At 68.6% G+C, this 21,770-nt stretch carries 21 protein-coding genes; 10 read left to right on the top strand and 11 right to left on the bottom strand.

Going from position 1 to position 21,770, the window contains the following annotated elements; all coding sequences use genetic code 11:
* The first annotated feature begins 155 nt into the window (after positions 1 to 155).
* The 3 genes from ACGFW5_RS10260 to ACGFW5_RS10250 all read left to right on the top strand — a co-directional run bounded on the left by ACGFW5_RS10260 (position 156) and on the right by ACGFW5_RS10250 (position 3,320).
* Complete coding sequence (locus tag ACGFW5_RS10260; protein ID WP_393833753.1) at positions 156 to 827, top strand: helix-turn-helix transcriptional regulator; 672 nt, start codon at positions 156 to 158, stop codon at positions 825 to 827.
* 50 nt (positions 828 to 877) lie between these two features.
* Positions 878 to 1,960, top strand: coding sequence for an inositol-3-phosphate synthase (locus ACGFW5_RS10255; RefSeq protein ID WP_393833752.1), 1,083 nt, complete (start codon positions 878 to 880; stop codon positions 1,958 to 1,960).
* A gap of 82 nt (positions 1,961 to 2,042) precedes the next feature.
* Positions 2,043 to 3,320 (top strand): MFS transporter, encoded by a 1,278-nt coding sequence (locus tag ACGFW5_RS10250; RefSeq protein WP_393833751.1) that lies wholly within the window; start codon positions 2,043 to 2,045, stop codon positions 3,318 to 3,320.
* Positions 3,321 to 3,451: 131 nt separating this feature from the next.
* Here ACGFW5_RS10250 and ACGFW5_RS10245 read toward each other — a convergent pair whose 3' ends face one another.
* Complete coding sequence (locus ACGFW5_RS10245; protein WP_393833750.1) at positions 3,452 to 4,894, bottom strand: CCA tRNA nucleotidyltransferase; 1,443 nt, start codon at positions 4,892 to 4,894, stop codon at positions 3,452 to 3,454.
* A gap of 217 nt (positions 4,895 to 5,111) precedes the next feature.
* Between ACGFW5_RS10245 and ACGFW5_RS10240 the strand changes: the two genes are divergently transcribed.
* The 7 genes from ACGFW5_RS10240 (at position 5,112) to trxA (ending at position 14,665) form a co-directional block, all read left to right on the top strand.
* Positions 5,112 to 7,433, top strand: coding sequence for a DUF6049 family protein (locus tag ACGFW5_RS10240; protein ID WP_393833749.1), 2,322 nt, complete (start codon positions 5,112 to 5,114; stop codon positions 7,431 to 7,433).
* Between the two features lie 45 nt (positions 7,434 to 7,478).
* The gene (murJ, locus tag ACGFW5_RS10235) at positions 7,479 to 9,638 is read left to right on the top strand and encodes a murein biosynthesis integral membrane protein MurJ (protein ID WP_393833748.1); all 2,160 of its coding nucleotides are present in this window, start codon (positions 7,479 to 7,481) and stop codon (positions 9,636 to 9,638) included.
* Positions 9,639 to 9,766: 128 nt separating this feature from the next.
* On the top strand, positions 9,767 to 11,494 hold the full coding sequence (locus ACGFW5_RS10230; protein ID WP_393833747.1) for a protein kinase family protein: 1,728 nt from the start codon (positions 9,767 to 9,769) through the stop codon (positions 11,492 to 11,494).
* A 25-nt stretch (positions 11,495 to 11,519) separates the two neighbouring features.
* Positions 11,520 to 12,224: an RNA polymerase sigma factor SigM gene (gene sigM / locus ACGFW5_RS10225; RefSeq protein WP_393833746.1), complete on the top strand. Its 705-nt coding sequence runs from the start codon at positions 11,520 to 11,522 to the stop codon at positions 12,222 to 12,224.
* Positions 12,221 to 13,180, top strand: coding sequence for a hypothetical protein (locus ACGFW5_RS10220; protein ID WP_393833745.1), 960 nt, complete (start codon positions 12,221 to 12,223; stop codon positions 13,178 to 13,180). Before sigM ends, ACGFW5_RS10220 begins: the two co-directional genes overlap by 4 nt.
* Before the next feature lie 149 nt (positions 13,181 to 13,329).
* A complete protein-coding gene (gene trxB, locus ACGFW5_RS10215) occupies positions 13,330 to 14,289 on the top strand; it encodes a thioredoxin-disulfide reductase (RefSeq protein WP_393833744.1) in 960 nt (319 codons plus the stop codon).
* A 40-nt stretch (positions 14,290 to 14,329) separates the two neighbouring features.
* Positions 14,330 to 14,665: a thioredoxin gene (gene trxA, locus ACGFW5_RS10210; RefSeq protein WP_393833743.1), complete on the top strand. Its 336-nt coding sequence runs from the start codon at positions 14,330 to 14,332 to the stop codon at positions 14,663 to 14,665.
* An 81-nt stretch (positions 14,666 to 14,746) separates the two neighbouring features.
* Here trxA and ACGFW5_RS10205 read toward each other — a convergent pair whose 3' ends face one another.
* The 10 genes from ACGFW5_RS10205 to rpmH form a co-directional block, all read right to left on the bottom strand.
* Positions 14,747 to 15,364, bottom strand: a complete 618-nt coding sequence (locus ACGFW5_RS10205) for a GNAT family N-acetyltransferase (protein WP_393833742.1) — start codon at positions 15,362 to 15,364, stop codon at positions 14,747 to 14,749.
* 12 nt (positions 15,365 to 15,376) lie between these two features.
* Entirely contained in the window at positions 15,377 to 15,511 is a 135-nt protein-coding gene (locus ACGFW5_RS10200) for a hypothetical protein (RefSeq protein ID WP_393833741.1), read from the bottom strand.
* A 160-nt stretch (positions 15,512 to 15,671) separates the two neighbouring features.
* Positions 15,672 to 16,757, bottom strand: coding sequence for a ParB/RepB/Spo0J family partition protein (locus ACGFW5_RS10195; RefSeq protein ID WP_393833740.1), 1,086 nt, complete (start codon positions 16,755 to 16,757; stop codon positions 15,672 to 15,674).
* Positions 16,754 to 17,830 (bottom strand): ParA family protein, encoded by a 1,077-nt coding sequence (locus ACGFW5_RS10190; protein WP_350231473.1) that lies wholly within the window; start codon positions 17,828 to 17,830, stop codon positions 16,754 to 16,756. Before ACGFW5_RS10190 ends, ACGFW5_RS10195 begins: the two co-directional genes overlap by 4 nt.
* 318 nt (positions 17,831 to 18,148) lie before the next feature.
* Positions 18,149 to 18,874, bottom strand: coding sequence for a 16S rRNA (guanine(527)-N(7))-methyltransferase RsmG (gene rsmG / locus ACGFW5_RS10185; protein ID WP_393833739.1), 726 nt, complete (start codon positions 18,872 to 18,874; stop codon positions 18,149 to 18,151).
* A gap of 134 nt (positions 18,875 to 19,008) precedes the next feature.
* Positions 19,009 to 19,521 carry a protein jag gene (locus ACGFW5_RS10180; protein WP_393833738.1) on the bottom strand — a complete coding sequence of 171 codons (513 nt, stop codon included), beginning with the start codon at positions 19,519 to 19,521 and terminating at the stop codon, positions 19,009 to 19,011.
* Positions 19,522 to 19,535: 14 nt separating this feature from the next.
* Complete coding sequence (gene yidC, locus ACGFW5_RS10175) at positions 19,536 to 20,837, bottom strand: membrane protein insertase YidC (protein WP_393833737.1); 1,302 nt, start codon at positions 20,835 to 20,837, stop codon at positions 19,536 to 19,538.
* A gap of 3 nt (positions 20,838 to 20,840) precedes the next feature.
* Positions 20,841 to 21,176, bottom strand: coding sequence for a membrane protein insertion efficiency factor YidD (yidD, locus tag ACGFW5_RS10170; RefSeq protein ID WP_393833736.1), 336 nt, complete (start codon positions 21,174 to 21,176; stop codon positions 20,841 to 20,843).
* Positions 21,173 to 21,544, bottom strand: coding sequence for a ribonuclease P protein component (gene rnpA / locus ACGFW5_RS10165; protein ID WP_393833735.1), 372 nt, complete (start codon positions 21,542 to 21,544; stop codon positions 21,173 to 21,175). The genes yidD and rnpA overlap by 4 nt, the downstream gene beginning before the upstream one ends.
* Before the next feature lie 19 nt (positions 21,545 to 21,563).
* Positions 21,564 to 21,701 (bottom strand): 50S ribosomal protein L34, encoded by a 138-nt coding sequence (gene rpmH / locus ACGFW5_RS10160; RefSeq protein WP_006381191.1) that lies wholly within the window; start codon positions 21,699 to 21,701, stop codon positions 21,564 to 21,566.
* Positions 21,702 to 21,770 lie beyond the last annotated feature (69 nt).

The raw sequence follows: 21,770 nt of genomic DNA, 5'->3' as shown, positions 1-21,770 counted from the left end.
CCCAAATCAGGCAACTTGCTACCTGTGAATCCAGGATGTGACGCCGTTCACCATGGCCCCTCTTGCCGCAACTGCCGCGCCGCCCTATCGTGCTGATGTATCGAGTCGATACATCAGCACGGCATAAAGGTCCCCGACAGCCGAGGAGGCGAAGGATGAGCAGGCGCTCCGGCATCCTCGAATTCGCCGTACTCGGCCTGCTCCGCGAGGCCCCGATGCACGGTTACGAGCTGCGCAAGCGGCTCAACACCTCGCTGGGGATCTTCCGGGCCTTCAGTTACGGGACCCTCTATCCCTGCCTCAAGACGCTGGTCACCAACGGCTGGTTGATGGAGGAGCCGGGCAGTGCTCCCGAGGAGGCGCTCGCCGCTTCACTCGCAGGGCGCCGCGCCAAGATCGTCTACCGGTTGACGGCGGAAGGTAAGGAGCACTTCGAGGAGCTGCTCTCCCACACCGGCCCCGACACCTGGGAGGACGAGCACTTCGCCGCTCGTTTCGCCTTCTTCGGCCAGACGGAGCGAGAGGTGCGGATGCGCGTGCTGGAAGGGCGTCGCAGCCGGCTGGAGGAGCGCCTCGAAAAGATGCGCGCTTCCCTGACCCGTACGCGCGAACGCCTGGACGACTACACGCTTGAGCTGCAGCGCCACGGCATGGAGTCCGTGGAGCGCGAAGTGCGCTGGCTGAACGAGCTCATCGAGAGCGAGCGGGCGGGACGGGATCAGCGATCCGGCCCCGCTCAGCAGGACCACACATCAGGAGAGTCGGGCGGTTCGCCCCGGCACCGGGACAGCACCCGGCCGGATCCGTCCGAGGACACCGCCAACTGAAGGCCCTGCGGTCGCAGGACTTCGAAGAGATCGAACAGGGAGCAACCGGAATGGGTTCGGTTCGCGTAGCCATCGTCGGCGTGGGCAACTGCGCCGCCTCGCTGGTGCAGGGCGTCGAGTACTACAAGGACGCCGACCCGGCCGCCAAGGTCCCGGGTCTGATGCACGTCCAGTTCGGCGACTACCACGTCCGTGACGTGGAGTTCGTCGCCGCGTTCGACGTCGACGCCAAGAAGGTCGGCCTCGACCTCTCGGACGCCATCGGTGCCAGCGAGAACAACACCATCAAGATCTGCGACGTCCCGAACAAGGGCGTCACGGTCCAGCGCGGCCACACCCTGGACGGTCTCGGCAAGTACTACCGCATGACCATCGAGGAGTCCCCCGAGGCTCCGGTCGATGTCGTCCAGGTCCTCAAGGACAAGCAGGTCGACGTTCTGATCTGCTACCTGCCGGTCGGTTCCGAGGACGCTGCGAAGTTCTACGCGCAGTGCGCCATCGACGCCAAGGTCGCCTTCGTCAACGCCCTCCCGGTCTTCATCGCCGGCACCAAGGAGTGGGCGGACAAGTTCACCGAGGCCGGCGTCCCGATCGTCGGCGACGACATCAAGTCGCAGGTCGGCGCCACCATCACGCACCGCGTGATGGCGAAGCTGTTCGAGGACCGCGGTGTCCGCCTTGAGCGCACCATGCAGCTCAACGTCGGCGGCAACATGGACTTCAAGAACATGCTGGAGCGCGACCGCCTCGAATCCAAGAAGATCTCGAAGACGCAGGCCGTCACCTCGCAGATCCCCGACCGCGACCTGGGCGAGAACAACGTCCACATCGGTCCGTCGGACTACGTGGCGTGGCTGGACGACCGCAAGTGGGCGTACGTGCGCCTTGAGGGCCGTGCCTTCGGCGACGTTCCGCTGAACCTGGAGTACAAGCTGGAGGTCTGGGACTCCCCGAACTCCGCGGGTGTCATCATCGACGCCCTGCGTGCCGCGAAGATCGCCAAGGACCGCGGCATCGGCGGCCCGATCCTGTCGGCGTCGAGCTACTTCATGAAGTCCCCGCCGGTGCAGTACTTCGACGACGAGGCCTACGCCAACGTCGAGAAGTTCATCAAGGGCGAGGTCGAGCGCTAGAGCTCGCACCCCTGAGCACTGCCGAGGGTCCCCGTGCGCCATGTGCGCACGGGGACCCTTTCGGTATGTGACCCTTGCTCGCATGCCTGTCGTACGTGATCTACGCGTGCTCCTGCGCCTGAAGCACTTCCGGCACCTGCTGGCCGTACGGCTGCTGTCCCAGGCAGCGGACGGTGTCTACCAGGTCGCTCTCGCCACGTACGTCGTCTTCTCCCCGGAAAAACAGGCCTCGCCCGGCGCGATCGCCTCCGCCATGGCCGTGCTGCTCCTTCCGTACTCGCTCGTCGGGCCGTTCGCGGGAGTCCTGCTCGACCGCTGGCGTCGGCGGCAGGTCTTCCTGTACGGGAATCTGCTGCGGACCGCGCTGGCCGGCTGCACGGCCCTGCTCGTCCTCGGAGCCGCGCCCGACTGGCTCTTCTACGCCTCCGCGCTCGCCGTGACAGCGGTCAACCGCTTCGTCCTCGCCGGCCTTTCGGCGTCCCTGCCCCGGGTGGTCGACGCCGAGCGGCTGGTCACGGCCAACTCACTCTCCCCGACCGCCGGAACGCTGGCCGCCACCGCGGGCGGAGGACTCGCCTTCGCCCTGCGCCTGGTGATCGACGCGGATGCCGCGACAGTCGTTCTGGGTGCCGCCCTTTACCTCTGCGCCTCCCTGGCCTCCCTGCGGCTTCCGGCCGGGCTGCTCGGGCCCGACCCGACGGCCGCCCGGCCCGGACTTGCCGCGGTGATCCGCTCGACGGCACGCGGACTGGCCCACGGTGTACGGCACTTGAACGAGCGCAGATCCGCCGCACGGGTCCTCACCGCGATGACGCTGATGCGGTTCTGCTACGGGGCGCTGACCGTGATGCTGCTGATGCTCTGCCGGTACGCCTGGGCCGAAGGAACGGGGAAGGGCAGCGGGACCGGGGGACTCGCCCTGCTCGGACTCGCCGTGGGCGTCTCGGGAGCGGGCTTCTTCGTGGCGGCCCTCGTGACCCCGTGGGCGGTGGCCCGAGTCGGGCAGTACCGGTGGATCGCGGTGTGTGCCGCTGCCGCCGCGGTGCTCGAACCGGCACTCGGGCTGCCCTTCGCCCCCGGCCCCATGCTGGTCGGCGCCTTTGTCCTGGGCCTTGTGACACAGGGCGCGAAGATCACCACGGACACGGTGATCCAGTCGACGGTGGACGACGCTTTCCGGGGCCGGATCTTCTCCCTCTACGACGTCCTGTTCAACATGGCGTTCGTCGGAGCCGCCGCGGTCGCCGCCCTCATGCTCCCGCCGGACGGCCGTTCGGCCCCCCTCGTCATCACGGTGTCGCTCATCTACGCGGTCGTAGCCGCGTTCATGACCAGACCTCCGCACACGGGTACCGCGTGACGTGCGCGGTCCGGCTGTCGCGCGGGGGCGGTGTTTCAGCGGGGCGGTGTTTCACGTGAAACATCGCCCCCGCTGAAACACCGCCCCCGCCTCACGGCGTCCAGCCGTCGTGTTTCACGTGAAACACGACCTCAGGCTTGCGCCGCCCACCACTCCTTCAACGCCGCGACTGCCGCATCGTGATCCATGGGCCCGTTCTCCAGGCGCAGTTCCAGCAGGTGCTTGTATGCCTGCCCGATCGCCGGACCCGGTCCGACGCCCAGGATCTGCATGATCTGGTTGCCGTCCAGGTCGGGACGGATCGAGTCCAGTTCCTCCTGCTGCTGAAGCTGTTCGATCCGCTCCTCAAGGCCGTCGTAGGCCCGGGACAGGGCATTCGCCTTGCGCTTGTTGCGTGTGGTGCAGTCCGAGCGCGTCAGCTTGTGCAGCCGACCGAGGAGCGGACCGGCGTCACGGACGTACCGCCGCACCGCTGAGTCGGTCCATTCCCCGGTCCCGTATCCGTGGAAGCGCAAGTGCAGTTCCACGAGCTGCGAGACGTCCTTGACCATGTCGTTCGAGTACTTCAGCGCACTCATTCGCTTCTTGGTCATCTTCGCGCCGACCACCTCGTGGTGGTGGAAGGAAACCCGCCCGTCCGACTCGAAGCGCCGCGTCCTCGGCTTGCCGATGTCGTGCAGCAGCGCGGCCAGCCGCAGCACGAGATCCGGCCCGTCCTGCTCCAGGTCGATGGCCTGGTCCAGGACGGTCAGCGAGTGTTCGTAGACGTCCTTGTGGCGGTGGTGCTCGTCACTCTCCAGGCGCAGAGCCGGCAGCTCCGGCAGGACGTGGTCCGCGAGCCCGGTGTCCACCAGGAGCCGCAGCCCCTTCTTCGGATGGGCGGAGATCAGCAGCTTGTTCAGCTCGTCACGCACTCGTTCCGCGGAGACGATCTCCAGGCGTCCCGACATGTCCGTCATCGCCGTGACGACCTCGGGAGCCACCTCGAAGTCCAACTGGGCGGCGAAGCGTGCCGCGCGCATCATCCGGAGCGGGTCGTCGGAGAAGGACTCCTCGGGTGTCCCCGGCGTGCGCAGGACCCGCGCTGCCAGGTCGTCGAGACCCCCGTACGGGTCGACGAACTCCTTCTGGGGCAGGGCCACCGCCATCGCGTTGACGGTGAAGTCACGACGCACGAGGTCCTGCTCGATGGAGTCGCCGTAGGACACTTCCGGCTTGCGCGAGGTCCGGTCGTACGCCTCGGAGCGGTACGTCGTCACCTCGATGAGATAGCCGTCCTTCTGGCAGCCGACCGTACCGAAAGCGATTCCGACCTCCCAGACCGCGTCGGCCCAGGGCCGGACGATCTTCAGCACGTCCTCGGGGCGGGCATCGGTGGTGAAGTCCAGATCGTTGCCGAGCCGCCCGAGCAGCGCGTCCCTGACCGAACCGCCGACCAGGGCGAGCGAGAAGCCCGCCTCCTCGAATCGGACGGCGAGATCGTCCGCGACTGGGGACACCCGCAGCAGTTCACTCACCGCGCGGCGCTGCACCTGGCTCAGTGCACTGGGATTGTCTTCGTTGGCGTTCGGCACAACAGAAAAGGGTACGTGGCCCGGCCGACCGGGTCGTCACCGTTTATCGCGGAGCCCGTACGCACTCGTATGACACACCCCGGCACGCACGCCCGCCGCCCGGTACGGCACTCTTCCGATCATGTGGAGGAGTCCGCGGCACTTCGCCACAGTCCGCATCGTTACCATGCGTGGACGCAGCAACCGAAAGCGACGACATCGAGGGACGGGCGAGCGCGTGGCCGAGGCGGCAGATTCCCAGGGGATGACTCCCTCTCCTGCCCGCCGGTGGCTTCGCCGCACGGCGGCACTGCTCGTCGGCGCTCCGCTGTTCGCGTGCCTGCTGTCCGCGACGGCCGTCCCGGCGGCGCACGCGGCCGGCGACGCCGCGACCGCCCAGAGCGTCCAGGTGTCCCTCGACTCGGTGGCCCCCACGGCCCCCGTCAAGAGCGACACGCTGACGATCTCCGGGACGGTGACCAACACGGGCACGCAGGCCGTCACCGGTGCCCATGTGGGTCTCCGGGTGGGATCCAAGATTTCTGGGCGCAGCGCGATCGACGAGGCGGCGGGCCGCAAGGCCTACACGCCGGGCGTCGACCCCGCGGAGCTCGGCGACGGGCCCACGGTGAAGTTCGCCCGCCTGGACGCCGGGATCAGCCAGGATTTCACCCTCTCCGTGCCGGTCTCCAAGCTGAGCCTCGGTGAGGACGGGGTGTACCCGCTCGGCGTGTCCCTTTCGGGCAGGACGGCGAACCACCAGTCCGAGCGGGTGCTCGGCATCCAGCGCACCTTCCTGCCGTGGCAGCCGGAAGGCACCGACGGCAAGAAGAGCCAGCTCACCTTCCTGTGGCCGTTGATCTCCTCGTCCCACCTCACCGCCCAGACCGGCTCGGACGCCCAGCAGACCCCGGTCTTCGCCGACGACTCCCTGGCGAGGGACATCGGACCGGGCGGCAGGCTCAACCAGATGGTCTCGCTCGGCAAGCAGCTGCCCGTGACCTGGGTCATCGACCCCGACCTGCTGGCCACCGTCGACGCGATGACGCGCAATTACAAGGTCAAGGTCGGCGACAACCTGGTCAACGGCACCAGCCAGGACGTCGCCAAGGCGTGGCTGAGCGCGCTGGAATCCGCGGTGCAGGGCGAGAAGGTCGTCGCCCTGCCCTTCGCCGATCCCGATCTGGCCTCGCTCGCCCACCACGGCAGAGACGTCCCCGGCTCGCTCGGCCACCTGCAGGTCGCCACCGAGGTCGCGCAGAAGACCATCGACACGGTCCTGCACGTGACCCCGTTGGTCGACTACTCGTGGCCGGTGGACGGCGCCGTCGACCCGTCGATCGTCGACGTGGCCACATCGGCCGGCGCGCACAACGTGATCGCGCGCAGCGACAGCCTGCGGGACGGCTCCCTCTCCTACGCCCCCACGGCGGTCAGGCCCATCGGAGGGGGCGCCAGCGCCATCGTCGCCGACGCCGGGCTCTCCACGGCGTTCCAGGGCGATCTGTCGATGGCCGACAACTCGACCCTGGCCGTGCAGGAATTCCTCGCGCAGACCCTCGCGATCACCCTCCAGGACACCGACAAGCAGCGCAGCATCGTCGTCGCCCCGCAGCGGATGCCGTCCGTCAGCCAGGCGCAGACGATGGCCACCGCGCTGCACGCGCTCGATCCCCAGCGCTGGACCCAGCCTCTGGACCTGTCCGCCGCGACCACGGCCAAGCCCGACCCGCTCGCCACGACGAAGGTGCCCGGCGCGGGCGGATACCCCGACGCGCTGCGGCGCCAGGAACTGCCGACCGACGCCTTCCAGGACATGAAGAACACCCAGGGCACCCTGGACAGGTTCAAGGTGATCCTTGCCGCGCCCGACCGCGTGGTCACACCCTTCGGCAACGCCATCAACCGCGAGATGTCGACGTCCTGGCGCGGCGAATCGGACGCCGCGCAGAACTACCGGTCCGGAGTTCAGCTCTACCTGGACGGACTGGCCAACCAGGTCCATCTCATCCAGAAGTCGACCGCGACCATGTCCGGGCGCAGCGCGACCATCGCCGTCACCGTGCAGAACAAGCTGGTGCAGGGCGTCGGCCACCTGGTGCTGAGGATCCAGCCGAAGAGCCCCACCCGCCTGCAACTGGGCGAGGACGGTGCCGCCGTCGGCGAACAGCCGGTGAAGGTCGACGGCGACCGCAGCCAGTCGGTGAAGTTCACGGCGATCGCCAACGCCAACGGTCCCGTCACGGTGACGGCGCGGCTCTACACCGAGGACGGCACGCCGTACGGTGACCCGATGGAGTTCACCGTCAAGGTCTCCGAGATCACTCCGACGGTGATGCTGGTCATCGCCGGCGGAGTCCTGCTCCTGGTGCTCGCCGGCATCAGGATGTACACCCACCGCAAGCGCTCCACGGCGCGCGAGGAGCCCGAGGGCGACGACGGCCCCGGGAAGTCGAACGGTTCGGCGGACGCCGATCCCGGGCAGCCGAGTGACCCGACACCGGACACCGGTCCGGAAAGCGGGGCCGCGCCCGGCCCGGGTGAGAAAGTGGACCATTGAGCTATGTCGTGGCCGGTCGGCCGGGGACGATGAGGTGGGGTAACCATGAACGCGCCGTACGACGGTGACCGTGGGCAGGGCGTCGGCAGTGGTGCCGCGCCCTCCGGGGGCATGCCCCCGGCACCCACCCAGCAGGGCCAGGTCCCGCCGCCGCAGTCAGCGCCTGATCCGTACGTCCAGGACGCCTATGCCTACGACCCGTACCGGTCGCAGGACCTTTCCGCCCAGGACCCGGTGACCGAAGCGCTCTACGACCGGTCGGCGCACCCGCCGCCGCCCCCGGGCACCTATGCCGAGCAGCCGCCGCTCTACCAGCAGCCCGTCGCTCAGCAGTACGCCCCCGACCCCCGGATCTGGGCACAGACCCCGCCGCCCGAACCGGAGGGGCCCTCGCGCCACCTCCCCTACGGGGACGACGCACGGACCACCCAGTTCGTCGGCGTCGACGACCTGGTCACCCAGGCCGGCGAGGAACTGCCCGAGCAGGACGCGTTCGCGCACCTCTACCGGGATCAGCAGCAGGCGGGGCCGCTGGCGCCCGCCGGGCCGGAACCGGCCCCCGCGCCGAAGCCGGCCGGCCGCGCCTCCAGCCTCATGAAGTCCAGCGCCGTCATGGCGGCCGGCACCCTGGTGTCCCGGCTCACCGGCTTCGTACGCAGCCTCGTGATCACGGCGGCGCTGGGTGCCGCCCTGCTGGGCGACACCTTCACCATCGCGCTCACCCTGCCGACGATGATCTACATCCTCACCGTCGGCGGCGGCCTGAACTCGGTGTTCGTGCCTCAGCTCGTCCGCTCCATGAAGGACGACGAGGACGGTGGCGAGGCCTACGCCAACCGTCTTCTGACCCTCGTCATGGTCGCGCTCGGCACCATCGTGGCGCTCGCGGTCGTCGGAGCGCCGCTGCTGATCCAGCTCATGTCGCCCACCATCGGCAACGACACGGCCGCCAACAGTGTCGCCGTCACGTTCGCCCGCTATTGCCTGCCCACGATCTTCTTCATGGGCGTGCACGTGGTGATGGGCCAGATCCTCAACGCCCGCGGCAAGTTCGGCGCGATGATGTGGACCCCGGTCCTCAACAACATCGTGATGATCGCTACGTTCGGCCTGTTCATCTGGGTCTACGGCACGTCCGCCGAGTCCCACATGGGCGTCCAGACGATCCCGCACGACGGTGTGAGGCTGCTCGGCATCGGCACCCTGCTCGGTCTCGTCGTGCAGGCCCTGGCGATGCTTCCCTACCTGCGTGAGACCGGATTCCGCTTCCGGCCGCGATTCGACTGGAAGGGCCACGGCCTCGGCAAGACGGTCAAGCTCGCCAAGTGGACCGTCATGTTCGTACTAGCCAACCAGGCCGGCGTCATCGTCGTCACCCGGCTCGCCACGGCGGCGGGCAAGCAGTCCGGGCGGAACGGCGCCGGTTTCCTCGCCTACTCCAACGCCCAGCTGATCTGGGGCATGCCGCAGGCCATCATCACCGTCTCGGTCATGGCCGCGCTGCTGCCCCGCATCTCGCGCGCCGCGCACGACAACGACCCGGGCGCGGTCCGCGACGACATCTCCCAGGGCCTGCGGAACTCGGCGGTGGCCATCGTGCCCGTCGCCTTCGCCTTCCTGGCGCTCGGCGTCCCCATGTGCACCCTGCTGTACGCCTCCAGTGGCATTCAGGCCGCCCAGTCCATGGGCTTCATCCTGATGGCGTTCGCGCTCGGCCTGATCCCCTACTCGGTGCAGTACGTCGTCCTGCGCGGCTTCTACGCCTACGAGGACACCCGCACGCCCTTCTACAACACGGTCATCGTCGCCGCCGTCAACGCGGCGGTGTCGGCCGCCTGCTACGTAGTACTGCCCGCCCGATGGGCGGTCGTGGGCATGGCCGCGGCCTACGGTCTGGCCTACGCCGTGGGCGTGGGAGTGGCGTGGCGGCGGCTGCGCACCCGGCTGGGCGGCGACCTGGACGGCGCGCACGTCCTGCGTACGTACGCCCGTCTCTGCCTGGCCGCCGTTCCCGCCGCGGTGGTGGGTGGCGCGGTCGGCTTCGGTCTGCTGAAGTTCCTGGGCGAGGGCGCGGGAGGATCAGTGGTGGCACTGGTCGTCGGCGGTGGCGTCCTGCTCGGAATCTTCTTCGTCGCGGCCAAGCGCATGCGCATCGAAGAGCTCAACGCCATGGTCGGAATGGTGCGCGGGCGGCTCGGCCGCTGAGGCCGGAGCCCGCGCACAACCATCGCCGGCCACCGCGTGTCGTGCATAGTGCTGGACTGTGGGCACAATTGGCATGACTTTGCATGGCTGGCCAACAGCACGCATCGGATGGGGAGGCAGGAGCGACGGTGGCGGAACGTAGCACGGCTGCCGTCGACGTGGCCGACAACAGCGGCGACGAACCGCTGACCGCCAAGGCGGACAAGGCGACGACCGACGGGGTGACGGAGTCCATCGACACGGCAGAGCAGAGCACGAGCGGCACCGGCGGCGAGCGCAAGTCCACTGAGTCCTCCATCGCGACGCCCGAACTGCACAGCGGTCACAAGCTGGCCAGGCGCTACCGCCTTGAGGAGTGCGTCACCCGTCTGGACGGTTTCAGCAGCTGGCGCGCCGTCGACGAAAAGCTCCGCCGTGCCGTCGGTGTGCACCTGCTCCCCGCCGACCACCCGCGAGCCCGTTCCGTCCTGGCCGCCGCCCGGTCCTCCGCGCTGCTCGGCGACCCCCGCTTCGTGCAGGTCCTGGACGCAGTCGAGGAGAACGACCTCGTCTACGTCGTCCACGAGTGGCTGCCGGACGCCACCGAACTCACCGCCCTGCTGGGGCTCGGCCCCCTGGAGGCACACGACGCCTACCAGATGGTCACGCAGGTCTCCCAGGCCATGGCGGCGGCCCACCGTGAAGGCCTCGCCCACCTCAGGCTCACCCCGAGCGCCGTCCTGCGGACCTCGACCGGCCAGTACCGCATCCGCGGCCTCGCCGTGGCCGCCGCGCTGCGCGGCGTCACCTCCGACACCCCCCAGCGCACGGACACCGAGGCCATCGGTGCCCTGCTGTACGCCGTGCTCACCCAGCGGTGGCCCTACGAGAGCGACGCGTACGGCCTGCACGGCCTGCCCAAGGGCGTCGGTCTGATCGCCCCCGACCAGGTGCGGGCGGGTGTTCACCGGGGCCTCTCGGAGCTCGCCATGCGAGCCCTGGTCAACGACGGCGCCACCGCGTCCCGCCAGGAGCCTCCGTGCACCACCCCGGACGAGCTGGTCAAGGCCGTGGGGGGGATGCCGCGCATCAAGCCTCCGGAGCCCGTGTTCACCGCCCCGCCCGAGTACCAGCGCACCACTTATCAGCAGGGGACGTACGGCCGCCCGGCCACCGGCCCGGGCCCTTCCGCCACCCAGCCCGTGGTTCCGCCGCCTCCGCCGCTTCAGGGGCGCACCGGCAAGGCGCTCAAGTGGGCCGTCTCGGCGCTCCTGATCGCCGCCCTGGGCCTCGGGAGCTGGCAGCTCGCCGATGCCCTGCTGGACCGGGACAAGGGCGGCACCAACGAGACCGGGAACACCCGGACCACGGACAGCGGCAACGACGGGGACAAGCCGAAGGCTCCCGTCCCGCTCAAGATCATGGACGGCCAGGAGTACGCGCCGGACGGATTGCCGCAGAGCGCCGCGGACGTCAGCAACACCTACGACGGCAGCACGACGAGTTACTGGCGCACGAAGAGCTTCAAGGACGGCCCCACTCTCGCCCCCTTCAAGAAGGGGGTCGGCATCGCCTACGATCTCGGCTCGGCGAAGGATGTCTCGGCGGCGTCGATAGCGCTCCGGTTCAGCGGGAACCACACCACGATCGCGCTCTACGCGAGCGACTCCATGTCGTCCGACCAGCGGATCGGTGACATGCGGTCCATCGCGAAGGGCACCACCAGCGGCACCTCGCTCGACCTCAAGGCGAAGACGCCGGTCAAGACCCGGTACGTCGTGCTGTGGCTCACCGACGCTCCCTATGCTTCGGACGACAGCGGCTACGGCCTCCCCGGCTACAAGCAGGGGATCACCGACGTGAAGTTCGCCGGCTGACCGAACGGCAGGGGGAGGCTCACCGTTGGACGAGGCCACACTGGGCGACACGAGCGACCAGGACCTCCTGGCTCGCCATGTCGACGGAGATCCCGACGCCTTCGGTGAGATCGTGCGGCGGCACCGCGACCGGCTCTGGGCGGTGGCGCTGCGTACGCTGGGGGACCGCGAGGAAGCCGCTGACGCCGTGCAGGACGCCCTCGTATCCGCGTACCGGGCCGCCCACACCTTTCGCGGCCAGTCGGCCGTCACCACGTGGCTGCACCGCATCACGGTGAACGCCTGCCTCGACCGGGCCCGCAAGGCCGCTTCCCGCAAGACGTCGCCGGTCGACGACACCGAGCGCCTGGACCAGCTCATCGAGCCGCACGAGTCGGCCGAGGCGCCGGCCGAGCGGCAGGAGCTCCACCGGCAACTCATCGAGGCCCTGGGCACGCTGCCGCCGGACCAGCGTGCCGCACTCGTCCTCGTCGACATGCAGGGCTATCCCGTCGCCGAAGCGGCCGCGGTGCTCGATGTGCCCACCGGCACGGTGAAGAGCCGCTGCGCCCGGGGGCGCGCACGGCTGCTGCCCCTGCTCACTCATCTGCGCGCCGATGCGAGGGATAGTGGCGAGTCGGGTGGGGGAAGGAACCGGACGCCGGGGACATCCGTCCCACCTGCGTCGGGCACGAACGACGCAGGACCGAGCGATGCGGCCGCAGTGAAGGGCGGAGGTGGGAGCGCGTGACATCCACGACCGGAACAACGGAACACCCGGACGTCTCGGAGATCTCCGAACTCACCGAAGGCATCCTTTCGCCCGCACGCACCGCGGACGTCCGCCGCCATCTCAACGGCTGCGCCCTGTGCGCCGACGTACGGGACTCCCTCGAAGAAATCCGTGATCTGCTCGGAACGCTTCCCGGCCCCCCACGCATGCCCGCCGACGTGGTGGGGCGCATCGACGCCGCGCTCGCCGCGGAAGCCCTCCTGAACGCCACGGAGCCCGAGGACGCTCCGCGGGAGACCGCGCAGGTTTCACGTGAAACATCCGACGCGGCATCCGACGCGGTGAGTACGTCGGCCTCCGTCACCACCGCATCCACGCCCCCCGTCGGCACGCCGCCGACCGACCGCCCGTCCGGGCACGCCCGCGCCGCCACCGGACCCGGCCGCGTCAAGAAACACCGGCGTCGCACGGCCGTACTCACCGCGGTACTCGCCTCGGCGGCCGTCGGAGCGGGAATCTTCTTCGTGCAGAGCGGCCAGACGCACACGACCCCCCGCGCCGAGCACACCGCGACCGGCACGCCCCGGCCCGACGGCACCGTCTTCTCCGCGGGCACCCTCGAAGGACGGGTCCAGACGCTTCTGTCCGAGGGCGGCCAGAGCACCCAGAAGGCGCCGTCGGCGAAGATCGCCCCGTCCGCGCAGAACGTTCCCAACAACGAGAACCCCTCGAACAGCATTCGCTCCGCCGCCAGCGTCCCGCCCTGCGTCCAGGCCGGCACCGGGCGCCCCTCTCAGCCGCCGGTCGCTGCCGAGCAGGGCACGTATGAGGGAACCCGGGTGTATCTCGTCGTCCTGCCCGATCAGGCGAACCCCGCCAACGTGGAGGCCTATGTCGTCGACGCGTCCTGCGAGAACGCCGGGCCCACGGCCCGGGGCAAGGTACTGCTGACGCACTCCTATCCGCGCCACTGAGGGCTACGGGCCGCGCGCAGGGGTGGAGCCTCCGTGCCGCCCGTCCGGCTCGGGAATGCATCCCCCGTAGGATCCGTTGGGTGGGGTGAGAGTCCTGGACCGGGGCCCCGACAGGCAGTAGGCAGTCCGCAGAGACGAGGAAGTAACCCGTGAGCGACGTCCGTAACGTGATCATCATTGGCTCGGGCCCGGCCGGATACACAGCCGCCCTGTACACCGCACGTGCGTCGCTGAAGCCGCTGGTGTTCGAGGGCGCCGTCACCGCTGGTGGCGCACTGATGAACACCACCGAGGTGGAGAACTTCCCCGGCTTCCAGGACGGCATCATGGGCCCCGAGCTCATGGACAACATGCGCGGGCAGGCCGAGCGTTTCGGCGCCGAGCTGCTTCCCGACGATGTCGTCGCCGTCGACCTGACCGGCGAGATCAAGACCGTCACGGACACCGCGGGCACCGTCCACCGTGCCAAGGCGGTCATCGTCACCACCGGCTCGCAGCACCGCAAGCTGGGCCTGCCCAACGAGGACAAGCTGTCCGGCCGCGGTGTCTCGTGGTGCGCCACGTGTGACGGGTTCTTCTTCAAGGACCACGACATCGCCGTGATCGGCGGCGGCGACACCGCGATGGAGGAGGCGACCTTCCTCTCGCGCTTCGCCAAGTCGGTCACCATCGTCCACCGCCGGGACAGCCTGCGCGCCTCCAAGGCGATGCAGGAGCGCGCCCTCGCCGACGAGAAGATCAAGTTCGCCTGGGACAGCGAGGTCGCGGAGATTCACGGCGACCAGAAGCTCACCGGTCTGACGCTGCGCAACACCAAGACGGGTGCGACCTCGGAGCTGCCGGTGACGGGCCTCTTCATCGCCGTGGGCCACGACCCGCGTACCGAGCTCTTCAAGGGCCAGCTCGACCTCGACGAGGAGGGCTACCTGAAGGTCGAGGCCCCGTCGACCCGCACCAACCTGACCGGTGTCTTCGGCGCCGGCGATGTCGTCGACCACACCTACCGGCAGGCCATCACGGCGGCCGGCACCGGTTGTTCGGCCGCACTCGACGCGGAGCGCTTCCTCGCTGCCCTGGCCGACAGCGAGAAGGCCGCAGCCAGCGTCTGATCCGCCCTTTCTTTCCCCCCCACCCCCTTAGGAGACTGCCGTGGCCGGCAACCTGCAGCACGTGACCGACGCCGACTTCGACGAGGTCGTCCTCAAGAACAACAAGCCCGTCCTGGTGGACTTCTGGGCCGCATGGTGCGGCCCGTGCCGCCAGATCGCCCCGTCGCTTGAGGCCATCGCCGCCGAGTACGGTGACGAGATCGAGATCGTCAAGCTGAACATCGACGAGAACCCGGATACCGCCGCCAAGTACGGCGTGATGTCGATCCCCACCCTCAACGTCTACCAGGGCGGCGAGGTCGCCAAGACGATCGTGGGCGCCAAGCCGAAGGCCGCGCTGCTGCGTGACCTGGACGGCTTCATCACCGCGAAGTAAGCCCCCAGGCGTCGTTGTTTCACGTGAAACGGGCCCGTTCCCCACAGGGGGACGGGCCCGTTTTTCACAGGGACGCGACGTCTACAGCGGTCTGAGGACCGGCTCCTTCTGCACCGCCCCGAGCAGCCGGTCGAGAGCCAGCTCGACGTCTTCCTTCCAGGACAGTGTCGTTCGCAGTTCCAGTCGCAACCGCGGGTACCTGGGGTGGGGCCGTACGGTCTTGAACCCGACCGACAGCAGATAGTCGGCCGGCAGCACACATGCGGGCTCCTGCCAACGAGCGTCACCGAACGCCTCGATGGCCTTGAAGCCACGGCGCAACAGGTCCTTGGCGACCGTCTGCACCATCACTCGCCCCAGACCCTGCCCCTGATATCCCGGCATGAGCCACCCGGTCATCAGCTGCACGGCATCGGCGGCCACCGGGCTGGTGGGAAAAGCGGTGGAGCGAGGCACATAGGCCGGCGGGGCGTAGAGCACATAGCCGACCGGGATGTCATCGACGTAGACGACCCGGCCGCAGGAGCCCCACTCCAGGAGCACGCCCGAGATCCAGGCTTCCTTCTCCACTTCCGGGCGACCCGCCTTCAACGCCGCTTCTCCGCTGACGGGATCGAGTTCCCAGAAGACGCAGCCGCGGCAGCGCTTGGGAAGGTCCGGAAGGTTGTCCAGCGTGAGCGGTACGAGCCGACGCCCCATGGAGGCTGTTCCTCACTTCCCTCGCCTGCCGCCCCCCTGCGCGGCTGCCAGCGCGCTGAGCTCCCGGAGCAGACCGCCGACGAAACCGCCGACCGCCCCGAGCCCGAGCCCCGCCGTCACCCATCGCGTGCGGCTCACCGTTCGCATGGCCCCCGCCCTCCCTAGAGGATGGATCAAGGTCGATGTGCCATACCAGAACGCATCGTATCCACCCTGTATGGACGGGGATACCGTGCCCACGCAAAGGGCGGGCCGTGTTCCGGCATGCGCCGGACCCGACCCGCCCTCAAGATGCAGCTGAGCGAACTCAGCCGGTGCCGTCCTCCGGGGCATCCTCGGCGAGGCCCTTCTCCAGAACTCGTCCCTCTCCCGGAGCGAGCGTGCCGAGAATCCTCTCCAGATCATCCATCGAGGCGAACTCGACGACGATCTTTCCCTTCTTCTGCCCGAGGTCGACCTTCACCCGCGTCTCGAACCGGTCCGAGAGCCGCGTCGCCAGGTCGGAGAGCGCGGGCGACAGACGCGTCCCGGCCCTGGGGCCCTTGGCCTTGGGCGTGGCCTGGGACTCCGAGGACATCAGGCTGACGATCTCCTCGACCGCCCGCACCGACAACCCTTCCGCCACGATGCGGTGGGCCAGCCGGTCCTGCTCCCCCGTGTCCTCGACCGAGAGCAACGCCCTGGCGTGGCCGGCCGAGATGACACCGGCGGCGACCCTGCGCTGCACGGGAGGCGAGAGCCGCAACAGCCGCAACGTGTTGGAGACCTGCGGCCGCGAACGGCCGATGCGGTCTGCCAACTGGTCGTGGGTGCACTTGAAGTCCCGAAGCAACTGGTCGTAGGCCGCAGCCTCTTCCAGCGGGTTCAGCTGCGCCCGGTGAAGGTTCTCCAAGAGGGCGTCAAGAAGCAGCTTCTCGTCGTCCGTCTCCCGGACGATGGCGGGAATCCGCTCAAGTCCGGCCTCGCGGCAGGACCTCCAGCGCCGCTCGCCCATGATGAGCTCGTAGCGCTCGGGACCGGTCTGGCGGACGACGACGGGCTGCAGGAGCCCGACTTCCTTGATGGAGGTGACGAGTTCGGACAGGGCGTCCTCGTCGAAGACCTCACGCGGCTGGCGCGGGTTGGGCGTGATCGAGTCGATCGGCAGCTCGGCGAAGAACGCACCGGTCGGGGTGACGGGCTCCGGCTCCGGCACCACGGATGTTTCACGTGGAACCGAGGCAGCCGGCAGCGTCGTCACCTTCGCGGCCGCCACCCCCCGCTCCGCGGTCAATACCGGCACCGACGACGGGGACGTGGAAGCCGTCCCCACCGATGAGCCCGGCTTCTCCTGCGCGGCGGACGGGATCAGCGCACCGAGCCCCCGTCCCAGCCCTCTACGTCGCTCACTCACTGGATCCCCTCCGACATGCTGTGCTGGTTGTTCTGGCTGACCACATGCGCGTGCGTGGGGTCGTACTGCACACCGACACCGCGCAGGGCGATCTCGCGGGCAGCTTCGAGGTAGGAGAGCGAGCCGCTGGAGCCCGGGTCATAGGTGAGGACCGTCTGCCCGTAGCTCGGAGCCTCGGAGATGCGGACCGAGCGCGGAATGCTGGTCCGCAGCACCTCCTTGCCGAAGTGGCTGCGGACCTCGTCGGCCACCTGGGAGGCGAGCCGGGTCCTGCCGTCGTACATGGTGAGCAGGATCGTCGACACATGCAGCGTCGGGTTGAGGTGACCGCGTACGAGGTCGACGTTCCGCAGGAGCTGGCCCAGCCCCTCCAGCGCGTAGTACTCGCACTGGATCGGGATCAGGACCTCCGCCCCCGCGACCAGCGCGTTGACCGTCAGCAGGCCCAGCGACGGCGGGCAGTCGATGAGGATGTAGTCCAGCGGCTGCTCGTACGCCTGGATGGCGCGCTGCAGTCGGCTTTCCCGGGCCACCAGGGACACGAGCTCGATCTCCGCACCGGCGAGATCGATCGTGGCCGGCGCGCAGAAAAGACCCTCCACGTCAGGAACGGGCTGGACCACTTCCGACAGTGGCCTGCTTTCGACCAGGACGTCGTAGATCGATGGGACCTCGGCGTGGTGGTCGATCCCCAGCGCCGTCGAGGCGTTCCCCTGTGGGTCGAGGTCGACAACCAGGACCCGCGCACCATGCAGTGCGAGGGAAGCGGCGAGGTTGACCGTGGAGGTGGTCTTTCCTACGCCGCCCTTCTGGTTGGCAACGACCATGATTCGAGTCTGCTCCGGCCGGGGCAGGCCCTCGCCGGCACGGCCGAGAGCTTCCACCGCCAGCTGGGCAGCACGACCGATGGGGGTGTCGTCCATCGGGGGCGGTGTTTCACGTGAAACATCCTCCCCCGCCGATTCGGTACGGGGACCGGGGACCGGATCGGTCATCGGCCCCGCGATGTTGGCGTCGGACCGCAAGGATTCACTCTCCTCGACTTCGGGCTCGCAATGAACAGAGCCTCCCATGCCTTCGGGGACGTGAACCAGCGAGGCCCGGTCTTCTGTGGACGAATCCACCTCTGTGGACAACCCCGTAGCCCTCACGGGGGACTCGGGGCCGCCTGCGAACGGCTTGCGGTCGCGCGGCGAGGAAGCCGCACGGCCGCGGCTGATGATTCCATGCAGCAGTGAGCGACGTTTCACGTGAAACACGATGCATCCGCGCTCCCCGGAGACCGTTACGACACTCCGAAATGCGTACGTATGCCGCCTTCTATGGAGCATTCACTCGCTGAATCCCTGAACGTGGGCTCCAGCGACGCCACCGCGACGCCACCGGCCGGTTCAGCGTCGGCGTCGGGTCCGGCTCGTCCTGGCGGCCTTGGCACGCTTCGCGGCGAAGCGCACACCACCGGGGCTCTCGCCGACCTCGACCCGTACGACCGTGGACAACGGGTCCACCACACCCTCGCCCACGTGAAGCACCGATGTCTCCACCACACCGAGCTTGCTCAGCGCGGCCCGCGCCCCCAGGATCTCCTCCTCGGCGGTGTCGCCCTTGAGCGCCAGCATCTCTCCGTACGGACGCAGCAGCGGAACGCCCCAGCCGGCCAGTCGGTCGAGCGGCGCCACCGCGCGCGCCGTCACCACGTGGACCGGAGCGACCTTGCCCATCATCTCCTCGGCGCGACCGCGCACCACGGTGACGTGGTCGAGGCCCAGGAGCTCCACGACCTCTTGCAGAAAGTTGGTGCGCCGCAGCAGAGGCTCAAGCAGAGTGATCTTCAGGTCCGGGCGGACGAGCGCCAGCGGGATGCCGGGCAGTCCAGCCCCCGAGCCCACGTCGCACACGGTGACGCCTTCGGGAACGACCTCGGAGAGCACCGCGCAGTTCAGCAGGTGCCGCTCCCACAGACGCGGCACCTCCCGCGGACCGATCAGACCGCGCTTGACCCCCGCATCCGCGAGCAGCTCCGCATACCGCACGGCCTCAGGGAAGAACTCCCCGAAGACCGCCCGCGCCTCTTCGGGCGCCGGGGGAAGCTCCGCTGCTGCCTCTGCCTCCGTCACGGGGACCGTCCTTCCCTACCTACGCGGCGATACCGCACTGTGGTGGCTGACTATCAGGGACTACATCAGGGACTACCAGGCTGACAAAGATCGGCCCCGCCTGCGAACAGACGGGGCCGAGAAAGCAATGACGCTCAGGCGGGCAGCACGACGACGAAGCGCTGCGGCTCCTCGCCCTCCGACTCGCTGCGCAGCCCCGCGGCCGCGACGGCGTCGTGCACGACCTTGCGCTCGAACGGCGTCATCGGGTCCAGCTTCACCGGCGCACCGGTGCTCTTGACCTCGTCCGCGGTCTTGGCACCCAGCTCGGCGAGCTCCGTACGCTTCTTGGCCCGGTAGCCCCCGATGTCCAGCATCAGACGGCTGCGGTCGCCGGTCTCACGGTGCACGGCCAGGCGCGTGAGCTCCTGAAGCGCCTCCAGCACCTCGCCGTCGCGGCCGACCAGCTTCTGCAGATCGCGGCTGTTGCTGTCACTGATGATCGAGACCGCGGCCCGGTCCGCCTCGACGTCCATGTCGATGTCGCCGTCGAGGTCGGCGATGTCGAGCAGGCCCTCAAGGTAGTCGGCGGCGATCTCCCCTTCCTGCTCCAGGCGGGAGAGGGTGTCGACGCCCTCAGCGGCCGGAGAGGTGGTGCCTTCCGTCACGGATGGACTCCTTCTTACTTCTTGGTCGGGTGCTTGGGCCGCTGCTGACCCTTGCGCTGCCCCGACTTGGCTCGTGCCTGACCCGCGGTGGGCTTGCCCTGCTTCGGCTTGGCGGCGTCCTGCTTGGGCTTGGCGTCCTGCGGTTCGGCCTGCTCCTGGGGCGCTTCTGCCTCGGAGTCACCGGCGACCGTGGCGCCCTTGGACAGCGAGGTCTTCGCGGCCGCCTCGTCCTGCTGGACCGCGCCGCCCTGCCGCTGAGACTTGGTCTGCCGCTTGGGCTGCTGGCGCTTGGGCGCCGCTCCGCCCTCGGCCTCGGCGACCGCCGCGTCGCTCTTCACCACGGAGCCGTCGGACTGAGCCACAAAGCCCTGCTTGGAGAGCCCGGTGATGAACTTGCGCTCGTTGTCGTTGCGGTCCGGGCCCTTGGCCACGATCGCCTGCACGACGGCACGCCGGCGCTTGCCCTGGACCTCACCGTGCTGCGTGACGCTCTTGACCAGACGGTCCAGGTAGTGCGCCTGGGCCTTGGAACCCGGCGTCGGGTTCTGGTTGATGACGTACATCTGCTGGCCCATGGTCCACACGTTGGTGGTCAGCCAGTAGACGAGGACACCGACGGGGAAGTTGATGCCCATCACGGCGAACATGACGGGGAAGACGTACATCAGCATCTTCTGCTGCTGCATGAACGGCGTCTTGACCGTCAGGTCCACGTTCTTCGTCATCAGCTGGCGCTGGGTGAAGAACTGCGAGGCCGACATCATCACGATCATGATCGCGGTGATGACCCGGACATCGGTCAGCGTCGCGCCCAGGCTTTCGACCTTGGAGGCGGAGTCCATGAACTTGGCGGCCAGCGGCGCGCCGAAGATGTGCGCCTTCTGGGCGCTCTCGAGCAGCGGCTGGTTGATGACGCCGATGGTCTTGCCGTTGGCGATGCCGGAGAGCACGTGGTACAGCGCGAAGAAGAACGGCGACTGGGCGAGAATCGGAAGGCACGAGGAGAGCGGGTTGGTACCCGTCTCCTTGTACAGCTTCATCATCTCTTCGGACTGACGCTGCTTGTCGCTCTTGTAGCGCTCCTGGATGGCCTTCATCTTCGGCTGGAGCGCCTGCATGTTCCGCGTCGACTTGATCTGCTTCACGAAGAGCGGGATCAGACAGATACGGATGAGCACCACGAGGGACACGATCGACAGGCCCCAGGCCCAGCCCGTGTCCGGCCCGAAGATCGCGCCGTACAACTTGTGGAACTGGACGATGACCCAGGAAACAGGCCAGGTGATGAAGCTGAACAGACTGGCAATCGTGTCCACTAATCAGGCTCCTTGAGCTTTGGGCGGGGTCTCTGCGGCCGGGCTTGTCTCGGTCTCAGCGGCGGACTGCCCGCCCTTGTCGCCGCGCCAGGCAGCGCGCAGCGCCTCGTGCCATCGAGGTCGCTTGCGCTCCGGCACATAATCCACACCGCCCGGCGACCACGGATTGCACCGCAGAATGCGCCAGCCGGTCAGGGCGGTGCCTTTGATGGCACCGTGCCGGTCGATCGCCGTATATCCATAGTGGGAACACGACGGGTAGTACCGGCAGACGGGCCCAAGAAGTGGGCTGATCGTCCACTGGTACAGCTTGATCAGGGCCAGCAGCGGGTACTTCATCGCGCGCCTACTCCCAGGAGCCGCGCGAGGGCGGCATCCAGGTCTCGGGCCAGCTGTGCATGGTCGGCATCACCCGCACCGGGCAATGCCCGTACGACCACCAGGCTACCGGCGGGCAACTGCGACAGCCGTTCGCGCATGAGATGACGAAGCCTGCGCTTCACCAGGTTGCGGACGACAGCCACACCGACGGCCTTGCTGACAACGAAACCCGCACGCGTCGGGGGAGCGCTCTCCCCAGGCGCGTGCGGGTCCGTTGTACCGCTGCGTAGATGGACGACGAGGAGCGGGCGACCGGCCCGGCGTCCTCGGCGAACCGCGGTCGCGAAGTCCTCGCGCCGCCTCAGCCGATTCTCGGTAGGCAGCACGTCATGACCTGTTAGCTGTTTACGCGGACAGGCTGGCGCGACCCTTGCCACGGCGGTTCGCGAGAATCGCGCGGCCGGCACGGGTACGCATCCGCAGGCGGAAGCCGTGGGTCTTGGCGCGGCGACGGTTGTTCGGCTGGAAGGTGCGCTTGCTCACTCGGGGGCTCCAGAAATGATTCGTTGGCGGCGGGACATCGCCTGGCTGTCACCGTGCGCCCACGAGTAG

Source organism: Streptomyces sp. NPDC048416, assembly GCF_043200435.1.
Taxonomy (GTDB): Bacteria; Actinomycetota; Actinomycetes; order Streptomycetales; family Streptomycetaceae; genus Streptomyces.
The sequence above is the reverse complement of the archived record's forward strand: the minus strand, read 5'-3'. Positions and strand labels throughout refer to the sequence as shown.

What these genes read in the sequence shown, in the direction of transcription:
- ACGFW5_RS10260 (WP_393833753.1), top strand. Translation starts at nt 156, where the DNA reads ATGAGCAGGCGCTCCGGCATCCTCGAATTCGCCGTACTCGGCCTGCTC.
- ACGFW5_RS10255 (WP_393833752.1), top strand. Translation starts at nt 878, where the DNA reads ATGGGTTCGGTTCGCGTAGCCATCGTCGGCGTGGGCAACTGCGCCGCC.
- ACGFW5_RS10250 (WP_393833751.1), top strand. Translation starts at nt 2,043, where the DNA reads ATGCCTGTCGTACGTGATCTACGCGTGCTCCTGCGCCTGAAGCACTTC.
- murJ (WP_393833748.1), top strand. Translation starts at nt 7,479, where the DNA reads ATGAACGCGCCGTACGACGGTGACCGTGGGCAGGGCGTCGGCAGTGGT.
- ACGFW5_RS10205 (WP_393833742.1), bottom strand. Translation starts at nt 15,364, where the DNA reads ATGGGGCGTCGGCTCGTACCGCTCACGCTGGACAACCTTCCGGACCTT.
- ACGFW5_RS10200 (WP_393833741.1), bottom strand. Translation starts at nt 15,511, where the DNA reads ATGCGAACGGTGAGCCGCACGCGATGGGTGACGGCGGGGCTCGGGCTC.
- ACGFW5_RS10190 (WP_350231473.1), bottom strand. Translation starts at nt 17,830, where the DNA reads ATGGGAGGCTCTGTTCATTGCGAGCCCGAAGTCGAGGAGAGTGAATCC.
- yidD (WP_393833736.1), bottom strand. Translation starts at nt 21,176, where the DNA reads ATGAAGTACCCGCTGCTGGCCCTGATCAAGCTGTACCAGTGGACGATC.